Source organism: Niastella populi (assembly GCF_002078015.1).
Classification (GTDB): domain Bacteria; phylum Bacteroidota; class Bacteroidia; order Chitinophagales; family Chitinophagaceae; genus Niastella; species Niastella populi.
Genome location: NZ_LWBP01000167.1, coordinates 66182 through 82480, shown reverse-complemented (window position 1 = coordinate 82480; position 16299 = coordinate 66182). Strand labels below are relative to the sequence as shown.

Here is a 16299-nt window from a genome sequence, read left to right as displayed (position 1 = left end):
TTAAGTAAAAAGTTTTAAGTAATAAGTTTTAAGTTTTAAGCAATAGTTCAGTAGAGTGCAGTCATGAAATCGTTGAGCCAGGTGTGCCACGTCTTCAAGACGTGGCACACCTCTTAGAAAAATAATCATCCGGCAACCATGTATTTTATAAGAAAAAATGCTTTAATAAAACTTTCTTTCATCAGCAGCCTGTTGCTGGTTGTGTGTGCTGTAAACGCACAGAAGGATAAAAAAACGCCTCCGCCGCCTTTATCGTTTGCAAAAGGCCGGCTGAACTATGTGCCTGATTCCCTCGGCAACCGCATTCCCGATTTCTCTTTTTGTGGATACAGCGCAGGTGATGAAGCCATTCCCGATGCGCCCGTTCGGGTAGTGGTTCCGGTAAAAGCCGGCGACGCCACTGTGCGTATTCAGGCTGCATTGGATTATGTTGCCTCGTTGCCCCTGGATAAAGACAACCTGCGTGGAGCAGTGTTACTACAACCCGGCCGGTACGATGTAGCCGGCCAGCTGATCATTCGCGCCTCCGGCGTGGTATTGCGTGGCAGCGGCTATGGTAACGGCGGTACTATTTTAACGGGTACCGGCACAGACCGCCAGACCCTCATTGCCATCGCCGGTAAGAACGACCGGCAACCGGTAATAGCTGAAATCAAACTCACCGATAATTATATCCCTGTAAGTAGTGTTACGTTCAACGTTAGCACCCCAAATAATTTTAAAGCCGGCGATAAGGTGATCGTTCATCGCCCTTCCACCGCCAGCTGGATAGATGAACTGCATACCGCCCATTTTGGCGGTGGTATAACGGCGTTAGGCTGGAAACCCGGCCAGCGCGATATCTATTGGGACAGAACCATCGTTGCCGTTGACGGCAACAGCATCCGGATCGACGCACCCATAACAACAGCCCTCGATGAACAATATGGCGGTGGTTTCATCGCTTCCTACAACTGGCCCGGCCGCATACAAAATGTTGGTGTCGAAAACATCCGTTGCATTTCTGAATACGATGTAAACAATCCGAAAGACGAAGCCCATCGCTGGATGGCTGTCACTATAGAAAATGCCGCCGACGCCTGGGTACGCCAGGTGGTATTTCAGCATTTCGCCGGTTCTGCCGTATATGTAGCGGAAACCAGTAAACGAATAACGGTAGAAGATTGTAAATCGCTGGCGCCCGTTTCGGAGATCGCCGGCTTCCGCCGTAATACATTTTTCACCGCCGGGCAGCAAACCCTGTTCCAGCGCCTGTATACCGAATACGGCATGCATGATTTTGCAACCGGGTTTTGTGCGCCCGGTCCCAACGCATTTGTACAATGCGAATCGCACCGCGCGTATAGCTTTAGCGGTGGGGTCGATAGCTGGGCCTCCGGCGTGTTGTTCGATATGGTAACTATGGACGGACAGGCGATCAGTTTCATGAACCGCGGCCAGGATGGGAATGGCGCCGGGTGGAACGTGGCCAACAGCGTTTTCTGGAACTGCTCCGCAGCGCGCATCGATTGTTATCAGCCGCCCACCGCGCAGAACTGGTCGTTCGGCAGCTGGGCGCAATTCAGCGGCGACGGCTATTGGGGCGAATCGAACAATACCATCGATCCCCGCAGTTTGTATTATGCGCAATTACAGGAACGTTTAAAAGAAGATCTCAAAAGCAGGGTACAGTTGCTGCTGATAGAGACTAACGCAACGAGCAGTCCCACCGTAGCACAGGCCGCAGAGTTAACCGCCATATCGGCCAACCCGCAGCCCACTGTACAGGCATATATCGACGAAGCCGCTAAACGGCAGCCCATCCCAGTTACTGCAACAGGTATTAAAACTATCGACGAAATTGGGTTTAAACAACCGGCAGTAGTTCAACCTGGGGCAGCTATGCAGGTTCAAAACAGCTGGCTAGTTCGCGGCAACAGCGTATTGACCGGTACCCGGGTTGAATCGCCCTGGTGGAGCGGCAGCGCAAGAATTTATGCGTTGGATAAAGCAAAACCTGCCATTACGCGTTTCCTTCCCGGCCAAACCGGCAACGGCCTCACCGATGACCTTGGCGTACTTACCGATAACATGAAGGCAAAACACCAGGTGGCGTTTGAACAGAATTATGCCCTGTGGTATGAGCGTCGCCGTGACGATCATGAGCGCGTACGCCGCATCGATGGCGATGTATGGGCGCCCTTCTATGAGCTCCCTTTTGCCCGCAGTGGTAAAGACACCGCCTGGGATGGTTTAAGCAAATATGATCTTACAAAATACAATCACTGGTACTGGAACCGCCTGAAACAATTTGCCGGCCTGGCCGATGAAAAGGGACTGGTACTGGTTCACCAGAATTATTTTCAGCATAACATTATTGAAGCCGGCGCCCACTATGCCGATTTTCCCTGGCGCCCGGTCAACAACATCAACAATACCGGTTTTCCCGAGCCCGTACCATATGCAGGCGATAAACGCGTGTTTATGGCCGAACAATTTTATGACGTAAAACATCCCGTTCGCCGCGAATTGCACCGGGCTTATATTCGTCAATGCCTCAATAATTTCGACGGTAACAGTGGCGTCATCCAGCTCACCAGTGCAGAGTATACCGGCCCATTGCATTTTGTACAGTTCTGGGTCGACGTTATAAAAGAATGGGAAAAAGAAACCGGCAAAAAAGCATTGATCGGGTTAAGCGCTACCAAAGACGTACAGGACGCTATCCTCGCCGATGAAGCGCGTGCGCCTTATATCGATATCATCGATATCCGCTACTGGCATTATCAGGCAGATGGCAGTGCCTATGCGCCATTGGGCGGACAGCATCTTGCTCCCCGCCAGCAGGCCCGCCAGTTCAAACCTAAAAAGACCTCGTTCGAACAGGTATACAGGGCCGTTAGAGAATACCGCGACCGGTTTGCCGGTAAGGCGGTGATGTATTCAGGTGATAACTATGACAACTTTGGCTGGGCCGTATTCATGGCCGGTGGTTCGCTGGCCAACATCCCGGTAATGGGCGATGCCGCATTTGTATCGGCTGCCGCCGGTATGAAACCCGTTGACGGCCCTTCCAAAGAACAATATACATTGGCCAATGCCGGCAACGGTTACATCGTTTACGGCAACGGCGATCTGCAGCTTGACCTTACCGGCGCCGCCGGATCATTTAAAGTGAAATGGTTCGATGCCGGCAACGGACAGGTGATCGGTAAAGAGGAAAAGATCAAAGGCGGAAAGGTAGTTACCTTAAAGAATACGAAGGGTGGGAGTGTGGTTGCCTGGATCAGAAAAGCATAAGTTAACAGCAGGTGTGCAAGTTTACAATACGTGGCACACCTTGAGCATAATAATTAAGAATTACTATAGAACTGGTATGTATAAATTTTTCTCAATAGTATTGATAGCAGCGTTGGCGGCTGGTTTTCGTAAGAAGGATGAGGCATCGGCAATGGTTGCGAACCTGCAACCGGTACAGCCTTTGAAGATTGCGCCCAATGGCCGCTATTTTATGACGGCTGATGGCAAGCCATTCTTTTGGCTGGGCGATACCGGCTGGTTATTGTTTTCGAAACTCAAACGCGAAGAGGTGATCAAATTTCTCGATGATCGCCAGGCAAAAGGATTCAATGTAATACAGGTAATGGTGCTGCATACCACCAAAGTGGTGAATGCCTATGGCGATACTGCTTTAAAAGGCGGCAATGTGGCCATGCCTGTTACTACACCGGGAAATAATCCTGATAATGCTGCTGAGTATGACTATTGGGACCATGTGGATTTCGTAGTCAAAGCCGCTGCCGAAAGAGGTATTTATATAGCGATGGTGCCTGTATGGGGTAGTGAAGTAAAAGCAGGAAAGGTAAATGTGGCCCAGGTAAAACAATATGCAAATTTTTTAACCAGCAGGTATAAGTCGCACATCAATATCATATGGCTGAATGGCGGCGATATCAAAGGCACTGAAGGCATAGCGGTATGGCAGGCCCTGGGTAAAACCTTACATAAAAAGGACCCCGGTCATTTATTGACCTTCCACCCGCGCGGCCGTCACACGTCATCCATCTGGTTTCACAACGAACCATGGCTGCAGTTCAATATGTTTCAGAGTGGCCACCGCCGTTATAACCAGGATACCAGCAAAGGCGACCTGCATTTTGGCGAAGACAACTGGAAATATGTGGAAATGGATTATGCCCGGAAGCCTGCAAAACCCACTTTCGACGGTGAGCCTTCGTATGAAGAGATCCCGCAGGGTTTGCACGATTCGCTGGAAGTACGCTGGAACGACAATGACGTACGCCGCTATGCTTACTGGTCGGTATTTGCCGGTGGCTGCGGTTATACGTATGGAAATAATGCGGTAATGCAAATGCACCGCCCCCATGATACCGATGGCAATTACGGTGTAACGAATTACTGGTACGATGCCATCGATGCGCCGGGCGCTTCACAGATGGTGCATCTCAAAGACCTGATGCTGTCAAAGTCGTATTTCGACCGCGTGCCCGATCAGTCGCTGATTGCCGGAAATGTGGGTGAAAAGTATGATCGGCTGTTTGCTACCCGCGGAAAGAACTATGCGCTGATCTATACTTATACCGGCCGCACTATTTCAGTGAAAATGGACAAACTGTCTGGCAAAAGCATAAAAGCATCATGGTTCAATCCACGCGACGGAAAATATACATCGATCGGAGATTTTGAGAATAAAGGAACAAGGGAGTTTGATGCTCCCGGTGATGTGAAACCTGGGAATGACTGGGTTTTAGTTCTCAGTTCTTAGTTATCAGTTCTTAGTTCTTAGTTTTTAGTTTTTAGTTCTTGTATTTGTATTTGGCTTGCAGCTTGCAGCTTGCAGCGTGTAGCTTGCAGCTGTATTCATAATCAAACATGCGACACTTAATATACATAACATTCCTTTTTCTGCTGTCATGCACGGCCCAAAAACCCGTGTACATGTTCACGTCGTTCAACGAGCCCGCTACCGACGGGTTGCGTTTTTTGTACAGCTATGATGGCTACAAATGGACCGATGTGGGCCGCACTTTTGTAAAACCCGAAGTGGGCAGCAAAGTATTGCGCGACCCTTCCATTGCCAAAGGCGTCGATGGTACCTACCATCTTGTTTGGACGAGCGGCTGGAACAAGGACAAAGGTTTTGGTCATGCCCGGTCAAAAGATCTCGTGAACTGGTCGGCACCCGAATTTATTCCCGTAATGGAAAGCGATTCGAATGTGGTAAATGTATGGGCGCCCGAGTTGTTTTATGACGATGAGAATAACCAGTACGTGATCGTGTGGGCTTCCACCATTCCGTTCAAATTCCCGAAAGGGCAGGAGGATGAGAACAATAACCACCGCCTGTACTATACGGTGACGAAGGATTTCAAAACCTTTTCGCCCTCAAAATTATACCTTGATCCCGGCTTCAGCGTAATAGATGCGGTGATCGTAAAAAGAGCCGCAAAAGATTATGTGCTGGTGCATAAAGACAATACCCGCCCTAACCGCAATATAAAAGTAGCATTTGGAAAAAGTCCGCTTGGTCCCTGGACCAATATATCCGCTCCCTTCACCGATAATTTTACCGAAGGCCCTTCTGTAGCAAAAGTAGGTAAGGAGTGGTTGATCTATTTCGACTCCTATCGCAACAAAACCTACGACGCCGTAAAGACATCCGATTTTATCCATTTCGATTCAGCGGCCGTATCGGTTCCGCATGGACATAAACATGGGACGATCTTTATGGCAACGAGGAAGGAGTTGAAAGGGGTGTTGAATACAGAAAACAGATGAATATCGAATGTTGAATATTGAACGTCGAAGTGGAAAACAGGGAAATAAGAAATGACGAATGAGAAATTAAAAAGGGAATACAGAATACAAAATGTCGGCTTCGGCGACATGTATTTGCCTGCAGCGTGCAGCTTGCAGCTTGCAGCGTGCAGCTTGCGGCTTGAAGCTTGCAGCGGTTTTCCCGATAGCCGATTCACGATTGACCATTGACCATTCACCATTGACGAAAAAGTATTTAAATGATGATTCGTATTAATAAGATATCAGTTGCAGCATTGTTGGCCATGAGCAGCATTAAGGCATCCGCTCAGGACACCGTACGGTACGTAGGAACCACCCTGTCGAATGTCGACTATCACCATGGGCAGTTGTCGCCGGCAGTAGGCGTGCATAACATTCAGACAATGCGTGCCAACCGGGATATAAAAGACTCCACTACCGGTTTTGGGTGGACGTACAATCACGCCCCCATGCTTACCTATTGGAACAATACATTTTTCCTGGAATATTTAAGCAATCCCGTAGGTGAACATATACCACCGGGGCAATCGTTCTTACAAACCTCGAAAGACGGTTATAAATGGTCGGCCCCGGCAGTAGCGTTCCCGCCATATAAAATTCCCGATGGTACCAAAAAGGAAGGTTACAACGGCGTGGCAAAAGACCTCACCGCCGTAATGCACCAGCGCATGGGTTTTTATATTTCTAATAAGAACCGGTTGCTGATGTTTGCCTATTATGGGTTGGTGTTAGGTCCGAAAGACGATCCCAATGATGGCAACGGTGTTGGCCGGGTGGTGCGTGAAATTTATAAAGACGGCAGCTTTGGGCCGGTCTATTTCATCCGTTACAATCATGCCTTCAACGAAAAAAATACCTCGTATCCCTTCTTTGAACGCAGTAAGGACAAAGGTTTTGTAGAAGCCTGTAAAGAGGCGCTGGGGAATACGCTGCTGATACAGCAATGGGCCGAAGAAGCAGATCGTAACGATCCGCTCGTGGCATTGCATAACGAGAATTACAAAGCATTCAACTATTACCAGCTGCCCGATGGCAGAACGGTAGGTTTCTGGAAAGTGGCCCTCACCTCCATCAGTGCCGACAAAGGCAAAACCTGGTTGTACAATCCCGTTCGCGCGCCCCGCTTCGTTAACAGCAATGCCAAAATCTGGGGACAACGTACAGCAGACGGTAAATATGTTACTGTTTATAACCCCTCGGAGTTCCGCTGGCCGCTGGCGCTTTCTGTAAGCGACGATGGCCTTAACTATAAAAACCTGTTGCTGGTGAATGGTGAAATAACGTCCATGCGGTATGGCGGTAATTACAAAAGTTACGGGCCGCAGTATGTGCGCGGACTGGAAGCCGGCGCCCAATCGCCCGATGGCAATTGCTGGGTTACATACAGCATGAATAAAGAAGATATCTGGGTGTCGAACATACCTGTGCCTGTAAGGGATAAAGTTGACCGTGATGTGAATGACGATTTCGCTCAGCTGCCCCCGGCAAATGCGCTGAAGGAGTGGAATATCTTCAGTCCGTTATGGGCGCCTGTTGCCGTGGAAAAAGCACCTGACGGAACGCAGGCATTGGCATTGAAAGACAAAGATCCGTTCGATTATGCAAAAGCTGAACATGTGCTGCCCGCTGCCAGAAAAATGACGGCCACATTTACCGTGGTACCGCAACAGGCCGATCATGGCAATCTGCACATCGAATTCCAGGATGCCAAAGGCATTCCGGGCATCAGGCTGGTATTCGATTCAACAGGTTCATTGACCGTAAAGCCCGGATACAGGAATAAGAACCTTACCACCTATAAGGCAGGAGAAAAATATGAGATCACCGTTTCTTTGAATACAGAGGCCCGTTTTTATACCGTAGCCGTAAATGGAAAACAGCAGGGCGGAAACCAGATCTTTTTTGCCCCGCTGGAGAACGTACAACGCATTGTGTTCAGAACAGGCGATGTGCGCCGTTTCCCCAATGCCGATACCCCTACCGACCAGATGTACGACCTGCCCAACGCCGGCGCACAGGCCAGGGAGGCGGTTTATTATATCAAGTCAATGAAAACGAAAAAGGAACTGTAAAGCCTGTAATGTTCAGGTGTGCCACGTCTCAAAGACGTGGCACACTTTGACGGAAGAATTGAAATAAAAAATAATGATCAAAGCATCAGTAATACTAACATTTTTCATCTCATTAACAACAAACATCACCCTTGCGCAAAAGAGCAAAGGCGGTGGTGTGCTCAAAGTTGGTAATTTCCGTCACTATGTTGACTACTTCAACAAGATGGAAGATGAAAATATTGCCCAGGCCATTCCCAACGCACAATCGTGGGATTGGATGAAAGCGAATATTCCCCTGTTTGAATGCCCGCAGCAGAACTTTGAAGAAATGTGGTACTACCGCTGGTGGACGCTGCGTAAACACCTGAAGCAAACCGATCAGGGCTACGTTTTCACCGAATTCCTGGTGAAGCGTAATTATGCCGATAAATACAACCTCATTGCCAGCGCACTGGGGCATCATATTTATGAGGCACGCTGGTTGCACGATAACAAATACCTCACCGATTACCTGAACGTATGGTACCGCGGGAATGAAGGTAAACCCATGAAAAAATTACGCGGTTTCAGCAGCTGGAATATCTATGCCATGTACAACCGCTACCTGGTAAATAGCGACAGCGCCTGGTTAATGAACATGCTGCCCGATCTGGAAGCGGATTACGCCGCCTGGGAGAATGAAAAACGGCTGCGCAACGGGCTTTTCTGGAACACCGATGTAAAGGATGCCATGGAAGAAACCATCAGCGGTGGCCGCAGGGAACAAAACGCCCGTCCCACTATCAATAGCTACATGTATGGCAACGCCATGGCATTGGCCAGAATGGAAACGATGGCCGGTAACAAAGCGAAAACGCAGCTGTATTCGTTGAAAGCAGACACCATAAAGCAATTATTCCAACAGTACCTGTGGAATGCAAAGGATACGTTTTTCGAAACGCGCAAAACGGCTGGCGATACGATGGCCAACGTTCGCGAAGAAATAGGTTTTATTCCCTGGTATTTTAACCTGCCCGATGCAGGTTATGAAGCGGCCTGGAAAAAGATCACCGATGAGAGTGGGTTCTTTGCACCATTCGGGTTAACCACCGCAGAAAGGAACCATCCGCAGTTCCGCACGCATGGCTGCTGTAAATGCGAATGGGATGGCGCCGTATGGCCTTATGCCACGGCGCAAACCATGACCGCCATGGCCAATTTAATGAACAACTATCAACAGAACGTGGTCAACGATTCTGTTTACTTCCGGTTGATGGAACTGTATGTGGAATCGCAATACTATCGCGGCCGCCCCTATATAGGAGAGTACCTCGATGAAAAAACGGGTTACTGGTTAAAAGGCGACCAGGAACGCAGCCGCTATTACAACCACTCAACGTACAACGACCTCATCATAACAGGGCTGGTTGGACTGCGTCCGCGCGCAGATAATATCATTGAAGTGAATCCGCTGATACCCGCAAATGAATGGAACTGGTTCTGCCTCGACAATGTATTGTACCATGGCAAAAAGGTTACCATCATCTGGGACAAGGACGGAACAAAATATAAAAAAGGAAAAGGATTCAGTGTGTGGGTGAATGGAAAAAAAGTGGCGTCGGCAGCAACGCTGCAAAAAGTGACCGGAAATTTATAACAAACAGGTGTGCCACACCTCGAAGGTGTGGCACACCTAAAGCAAAATATCCGAAGGTGTGGCACACCTAAGGCATAATAGTCAAGCATATAAAATGTCAATGAAAACTAATATAAAAGGTAATGTATTGAGCGCGCTGGGTTTCGCTTTAGGCTTTCAGCTTTTGGCTTTCAGCTCAGCGATTGCTCAAAATACGGAGATCCAATATTTGTCAGGCACCGGCAGCGACAAAACCGTTAACTGGCAGTTTTTTTGTACCGCAGGCCGTAATTCGGGTAAATGGACAACCATTCCCGTTCCCTCCAACTGGGAGCAGCAGGGTTTTGGAAAATACAACTACGGTCACGATAAAGATTCAGTTCGCGGTAAAGAAAAGGGTTTATACAAATACAATTTCAATGTGCCTGCCAACTGGAAGGGCAAAACCATCAATATAGTTTTTGAAGGGTCCATGACCGATACCGAAGTTAAGATCAACGGGCAATCGGCCGGGGCAACCCACCAGGGTTCATTCTACAGTTTCTCGTATAACATTACAAAACTGTTGAAGTATGGTAAAAAGAACCTGTTGGAGGTTACTGTAAGCAAACACTCGGCTAATGAATCGGTGAACGGCGCTGAACGGCGCGGTGATTACTGGATCTTCGGCGGCATTTTCCGGCCCGTATTCTTACAGGCGCTTCCCGCGGAACATATAGCGCATGTGGCGGTTGATGGAAAAGCAACCGGCGCATTCACCGCCAGGGTAAAACTGGCGGCCGTAGCACAGGCCGATGAAGTGACCGCGCAAGTATATACGATAACAGGGAACACAAAGGTGGGGAACGCTTTTGCTGCGAAAGTAAACGCAGGCGATTCGGTGGCCACCTTACAAACTACCGTGGCTTCACCCGCACTGTGGACACCCGAAACGCCTAACCGCTACCGGGTTGAATTTACCTTGCTGGCGAAAGGCAAACCCGTGCATACCGTTCAGGAGAAATTCGGTTTCCGTACCGTTGAAGTGCGTGAGCGCGATGGCATTTACCTCAATGGCGTAAAAATAAAATTCAAAGGGGTGAACCGTCACTCGTTCTGGCCAACAACCGGCAGAACGATGAATGAAAGCATGAGCATTGCAGATGTGCAGATGATAAAGGATATGAACATGAATGCAGTGCGTATGTCGCACTACCCGCCCGATGCGCATTTCCTGAATGCAACCGATTCCCTCGGTTTAATGGTGCTCGATGAACTGAGCGGCTGGCACAAAGCATACGATACACAGGTCGGTTCTATCCTGGCAAAGGAAATGATCGCGCATGACTGCAATCATCCTTCTATTGTTCTTTGGGACAATGGTAACGAAGGCGGTCACAACTTCGAGCTCGATCATTGGTTCGATGAACTGGATCTTCAAAAACGTCCGTTGATCCATCCCTGGCAGGTGTTCCGCGAGTTCGATACCCAACATTACATTAACTGGGATTATGGAAACGATACCCACCTGCATGGTCACAAGATCGTTTTTCCTACCGAGTTCCTGCATGGATTATATGATGGCGGCCTCGGCGCCGGGCTCGAAGATTACTGGGAACTGATGTGGCGTCATCCAAGGTCGGCCGGCGGCTTCCTGTGGGTGTTTGCCGATGAAGGCATTGCCCGCAAAGACAAAAACGACAGCATCGATAACGATGGCAACCATGCGCCCGATGGTATCGTTGGTCCCTTTCATGAAAAAGAAGGCAGCTATTATGCTATAAAAGAAATATGGGCGCCGGTGCATTTCGAAAAAAAGGATCTTACCCCGGCCTTTAACGGGCAGTTCAGTGTAGAGAACCGGTACCATTTCACCAACCTCGATCAATGCAAATTCACGTTTAAGTTATCTTCCCTGCAGAAAGGCGGCGATGTAACCGGAACCGTGAATGTGCCGGATATCGCTCCCGGCAAAACAGGTATCATTACCTGTAACCTGCCAGCCAACTGGCAACAGTACAGCGTGCTGTATGTAACCGCGCTCGATGCACAGCAACATGAAATATTTACCTGGAGCTGGCCTATAAAACTGCCAACCGCCATTGCGCATATGCTGGTGAAACAGGAGGGGGGCGCTGCGGTTTCCGTATCGGAAAAAGATTCCCTTATCGTTGCCACCGCAGGTGATGTAACGCTTTCTTTCCATAAAAATAACGGCTTGCTGCAAACCGTACAGAACGGAAAAGGCATTATTCCCCTGAGCAACGGACCGGTCTTATGCGAAGGCGAAACGGGTTTTGTAAAATGGAATACCCGCAAAGACGGTAATAACGTGGTGGTTGCCGGTGAGTTTCAGAAGAAAAGCCTGGTGCAGTTACTGGAATGGACCATTTTCCCTTCCGGCTGGGTGAAAATGCAGATCAAATACTATCCTAAAGATTATGAAACCTCACTGATAGGCGTAAACTTCTCGTTCCCCGAAAGCATAGTGAAATCGGCCCAGTGGATGGGAACTGGTCCGTACCGTGTTTGGAAGAACCGCATGAAAGGCGGTACGCTGAACGTGTGGAATAAAGAATACAACAATACGTCAACTGGGGAAGGCAAACTGATCTATCCTGAATTTAAAGGATACTACCCCAACCTGTATTGGGTGAAGTTGAATACAACCGGTCAGCCATTGACTGTTGTATGTGCCAACGAAGATGTTTTCCTTCGTCTGTTCACGCCGAAATTTTCTGTAACGCCGTTCAACACGGCGCCTGTGTTTCCCGATGGCGACCTGTCGTTCATGCATGGCATTTCACCAATCGGCACTAAATCGCAGAAAGCAGATAAAATGGGTCCCATGGGTCAGAAGCATATGTATTTTGACTACTGGAAAGATCCGATGCATACGAAGGACATAACGTTGTTCTTTAATTTTTCAGGGAAAGAGTAGTTGACAGGTTGATAGAGTTGATACAGTTGATAAAAATGAATATTTTGAATAGATACAGGAACATATTGTTAACCGCCATGCTGCTGATGTTATCGGCAGCTGCCGCCGTTAATGCCCAGATCACAGTGCAAACACTCCGTTGCGAAATGCTGAACAACCCATTGGGTATCGATGTGCAGCAACCGCGACTGAGCTGGCAACTGGCAGGTAAGGAACGTAACATTCAGCAGGTGGCCTACCAGGTGCTGGTGGCATCTACACCTGAGAAACTGGAAAAAGGAGAGGGGGATCTGTGGAACTCGGGTAAGGTAACTTCCGGTCAGTCGATCCATATCGATTATAAAGGCAAACCGCTTACCAGTCGCACTACCGGTTACTGGAAAGTGAAATCGTGGACGAACAGGGGCGAAACCAGCTGGAGCGAAACGGCTCACTGGAGCATGGGTTTATCTTCCAGGGACTGGAAAGCAAAATGGATCGGCCTGGAAAAAGGAATGCCCTGGGATAGCATTACCCAGTGGTCGCGCCTGAGCGCCCGCTATTTCCGCAAAACATTTACACAGTCCCGCGCGGGAGCGGTGAAAAAAGCTACGGTATACGTTTCCGGTTTGGGATTATACCACCTTTACATCAATGGTAAAAAAGTGGGTGATCACGAACTGGCGCCTGCTGCAACCGATTATACCAAATCTATCCTGTACAATACATTCGATGTAACCGGTTTGTTGCAGCAAGGGAATAACGTAGTGGCTGCTGTTTTGGGTAATGGCCGCTATTTCACCATGCGCCAGAATTACAAACCGAAAAAGATCAAAGCTTTCGGTTATCCCAAACTGCTGTTACAGCTCGAAATAGAATATACCAACGGAACAAAGAAAAGCATAGTAACAGACGCCACCTGGAAAATGACGGCCGATGGCCCCATTCGTACCAACAACGAATACGATGGCGAAGAATACGATGCCAATAAGGAACTGACCGGTTGGAACAATACCGGTTATGATGATAAAGGCTGGATGCAGCCACAGGTGCTGCCCGCAACCGGTGTGAAACTGGCGGCGCAAATGAATGAGCCCATCAAAGTAATGCAAACCATTAAACCGGTGCGCATCTCGCAATTGAAACCGGGTGTTTTCATTATGGATATGGGACAGAATATGGTGGGCAACCTCGAGATGCGGTTAAAAGCAATAAAGGGACAGCAGGTGCAACTGCGTTTTGCAGAAAGCCTGCAGCCCAATGGGGAACTATATGTGGCCAACCTGCGCGATGCTAAAGTGACCGACAGGTATACCGCCAAAGGGAATGGTATAGAAACCTGGCGGCCGGCTTTTGTATTTCATGGCTTCCGGTATGTAGAGATCACCGGTTATGCCGGTACGCCAACCGTAAATGATTTTGAAGGCAGGGTGATCTATGATGATCTCGCAACTACCGGCACGTTTGAAACTTCGAACGAAATTGTGAACCAGATCCATAAGAACGCCTGGTGGGGCATCAGCGGTAATTACAAAGGCATGCCGCTCGATTGTCCGCAACGGAACGAGCGTATGCCCTGGCTGGCCGACCATGCCATTGGTTCTTTGGGCGAAAGTTTCCTGTTTGCCAACGGTAACCTGTATGCCAAATGGTTGCAGGATATAGAAGAAGCGCAAACCACGGAAGGTTCCATTCCCGATGTGGCGCCTGCTTACTGGAATTACTACAGCGATAACATGACCTGGCCCGGTACATACCTGATCATTGCCGACATGTTATACAACCAGTATGGCGATAAACGTGCCATCGAAAAGCATTATGCCTCCATGAAAAAATGGCTGGCATATATGCAGGGTAAATACATGAAGGATTACCTGATTGCCAAAGATAAATATGGCGACTGGTGTGTGCCGCCTGAATCGCCCGAGCTCATTCATTCAAAAGACAGCCTGCGCAAAACAGATGGCACGTTGATAGCCTCCGCTTATTTTTACCGCATGTTGTGGTATATGCAAAAGTTTGCCGGTCTTATCAATAAACCGGAAGATGCCAAAGCATTTGCCGGGTTGGGCAGGAACATTCAGGAAGCATTCAACAAGCGTTTTTACAATAAACAAAAGAAGTGTTACGATAATAATACCGTTACGGCCAACCTGCTGCCGGTATATTTTGGCATAACGCCCGATAGCGCAAAACAGGTAGTGTTCGATAAAATAGCCCATAAGATCTGGGTCGAAAACCATGGCCATATCAGCACCGGCGTTATAGGCACCCAATGGCTGATGCGATGTTTGAGCGACTACCAACTGCCCGATCTGGCATATACGCTCATTTCCGATACCACCTATCCTTCATGGGGGTATATGGTTAAGAACGGCGCTACCACCATTTGGGAATTATGGAATGGCAATACCGCCAAACCCAGTATGAATTCTCAGAACCACGTGATGCTGCTGGGCGATCTGCTGGTGTGGATGTATGAAAATGCGGCCGGTATAAAGTCCGACGATAAGGCCGCCGCGTTTAAAAAGATCATCATGCAGCCCACGCCGTTAGATGGGCTGGATTTTGTAAATGCCTCCTATAACTCAGTACATGGTGTTATAAAAAGTTCATGGAAAAGTTCGATCGGCCGCTTTACCTGGAATGTGACCATTCCCGCCAATACAACCGCGTTGTTGTACATTCCCGCCGATGATGTACAGTATATTACAGAAAGCGGCAAGCCGGTATCTGCTGTTGATGGACTGCGGTTTATAAAAATGGAAGGGAAAAAGGCGGTGTTCGAAGCGGGGTCTGGTGAGTATTCCTTTGTTTCAACGTACAAATTCAAAGACGGTATTGTTACCGATGAATTTATTTTCAATAAAACTTCTTTCCCCGAAAGCCATGCGGCTACCATTGCAGAAACGCCGAAAGGCCTTGTGACTGCCTGGTTTGGCGGAACGAAAGAAAGAAATCCCGATGTGGGCATTTGGATAAGCCGCCAGGTAAATAACGAATGGACGGCACCGGTAGAGGTGGCCAACGGCAAACTAAACGATACGCTGCGTTATGCCTGCTGGAACCCCGTATTGTTCCAGATCCCCAATGGCGACCTGTTGTTGTTCTATAAAGTGGGTCCAAACGTAGCGGGCTGGAAAGCTTTCCTGACGCGTTCAACTGACAATGGTGTTACCTGGGGCAAACCGCAGGCGATGCCCGATGGTTTCCTCGGCCCGGTAAAGAACAAACCGGTGATGTTGGGCAATGGTGATATCATTTGCCCGTCGAGTAAGGAAGGCAATGGGTGGACGGTGCATTTTGAAGTGTCGTCAGATCAGGGTAGAACCTGGCGCATGGTGGGGCCCATCAATCCCGATAGAAAGATCTTTGCTATTCAGCCCGGCATACTGGTGCATAAAGATGGAAAGCTGCAGATCCTTTGCCGTAGTAAAAGTGCAGCCGTGGTTGAATCGTGGTCGGCCGATAACGGTAAAACCTGGTCGCCGCTGACACCCTCTTCATTGCCTAATAACAATTCAGGCACCGATGCGGTAACCCTGCACGACGGCCGCCACCTGATCGTGTACAATCACGTGGCTACACCGAAAGGGGCAAAAAAGGGCGCCCGTACACCGTTGAATGTTGCGGTTTCAAAAGATGGGAAGGAATGGAATGCGGCGCTGGTGCTGGAAGATTCACCGGTTAGCCAGTATTCATACCCCTCGGTGATACAATCGGCCGATGGCATGATCCATATCGTATATACCTGGCGCCGCCAGCGCGTGAAGTACGTGAAAGTTGATCCGGCGAAGCTGAAACTGGTACCGATAGAAGAATTTAAATCTGGTGTTAAGGAAGGAGATAGTGAATTATAAAGCAGTTTATAGTTTATTGTTTATAGTTAGCCCTAATTAAAGGCTGTCCGACTGTTACTCGCGCATCACGAA

At 48.7% G+C, this 16299-nt stretch carries 7 protein-coding genes; all 7 read left to right on the top strand.

Annotated elements, in window-relative coordinates; all coding sequences use genetic code 11:
• Positions 1 to 138 precede the first annotated feature (138 nt).
• The 7 genes from A4R26_RS14625 to A4R26_RS14595 all read left to right on the top strand — a co-directional run bounded on the left by A4R26_RS14625 (position 139) and on the right by A4R26_RS14595 (position 16227).
• On the top strand, positions 139 to 3279 hold the full coding sequence (locus A4R26_RS14625) for a DUF6298 domain-containing protein (RefSeq protein ID WP_081164495.1): 3141 nt from the start codon (positions 139 to 141) through the stop codon (positions 3277 to 3279).
• A gap of 76 nt (positions 3280 to 3355) precedes the next feature.
• On the top strand, positions 3356 to 4765 hold the full coding sequence (locus A4R26_RS14620; RefSeq protein WP_081164494.1) for a glycoside hydrolase family 140 protein: 1410 nt from the start codon (positions 3356 to 3358) through the stop codon (positions 4763 to 4765).
• Between the two features lie 173 nt (positions 4766 to 4938).
• On the top strand, positions 4939 to 5778 hold the full coding sequence (locus tag A4R26_RS14615; RefSeq protein ID WP_242674914.1) for a glycoside hydrolase family 43 protein: 840 nt from the start codon (positions 4939 to 4941) through the stop codon (positions 5776 to 5778).
• A gap of 239 nt (positions 5779 to 6017) precedes the next feature.
• Entirely contained in the window at positions 6018 to 7871 is a 1854-nt protein-coding gene (locus A4R26_RS14610; protein ID WP_081164492.1) for an exo-alpha-sialidase, read from the top strand.
• A 73-nt stretch (positions 7872 to 7944) separates the two neighbouring features.
• Positions 7945 to 9489: an MGH1-like glycoside hydrolase domain-containing protein gene (locus tag A4R26_RS14605; RefSeq protein WP_081164491.1), complete on the top strand. Its 1545-nt coding sequence runs from the start codon at positions 7945 to 7947 to the stop codon at positions 9487 to 9489.
• Between the two features lie 100 nt (positions 9490 to 9589).
• A complete protein-coding gene (locus A4R26_RS14600) occupies positions 9590 to 12388 on the top strand; it encodes a glycoside hydrolase family 2 protein (protein WP_242674913.1) in 2799 nt (932 codons plus the stop codon).
• A 44-nt stretch (positions 12389 to 12432) separates the two neighbouring features.
• Complete coding sequence (locus A4R26_RS14595; protein WP_081164535.1) at positions 12433 to 16227, top strand: family 78 glycoside hydrolase catalytic domain; 3795 nt, start codon at positions 12433 to 12435, stop codon at positions 16225 to 16227.
• Positions 16228 to 16299 lie beyond the last annotated feature (72 nt).

What these genes read in the sequence shown, in the direction of transcription:
- A4R26_RS14625 (WP_081164495.1), top strand. Translation starts at nt 139, where the DNA reads ATGTATTTTATAAGAAAAAATGCTTTAATAAAACTTTCTTTCATCAGC.
- A4R26_RS14620 (WP_081164494.1), top strand. Translation starts at nt 3,356, where the DNA reads ATGTATAAATTTTTCTCAATAGTATTGATAGCAGCGTTGGCGGCTGGT.
- A4R26_RS14615 (WP_242674914.1), top strand. Translation starts at nt 4,939, where the DNA reads ATGTTCACGTCGTTCAACGAGCCCGCTACCGACGGGTTGCGTTTTTTG.
- A4R26_RS14610 (WP_081164492.1), top strand. Translation starts at nt 6,018, where the DNA reads ATGATGATTCGTATTAATAAGATATCAGTTGCAGCATTGTTGGCCATG.
- A4R26_RS14605 (WP_081164491.1), top strand. Translation starts at nt 7,945, where the DNA reads ATGATCAAAGCATCAGTAATACTAACATTTTTCATCTCATTAACAACA.
- A4R26_RS14600 (WP_242674913.1), top strand. Translation starts at nt 9,590, where the DNA reads ATGAAAACTAATATAAAAGGTAATGTATTGAGCGCGCTGGGTTTCGCT.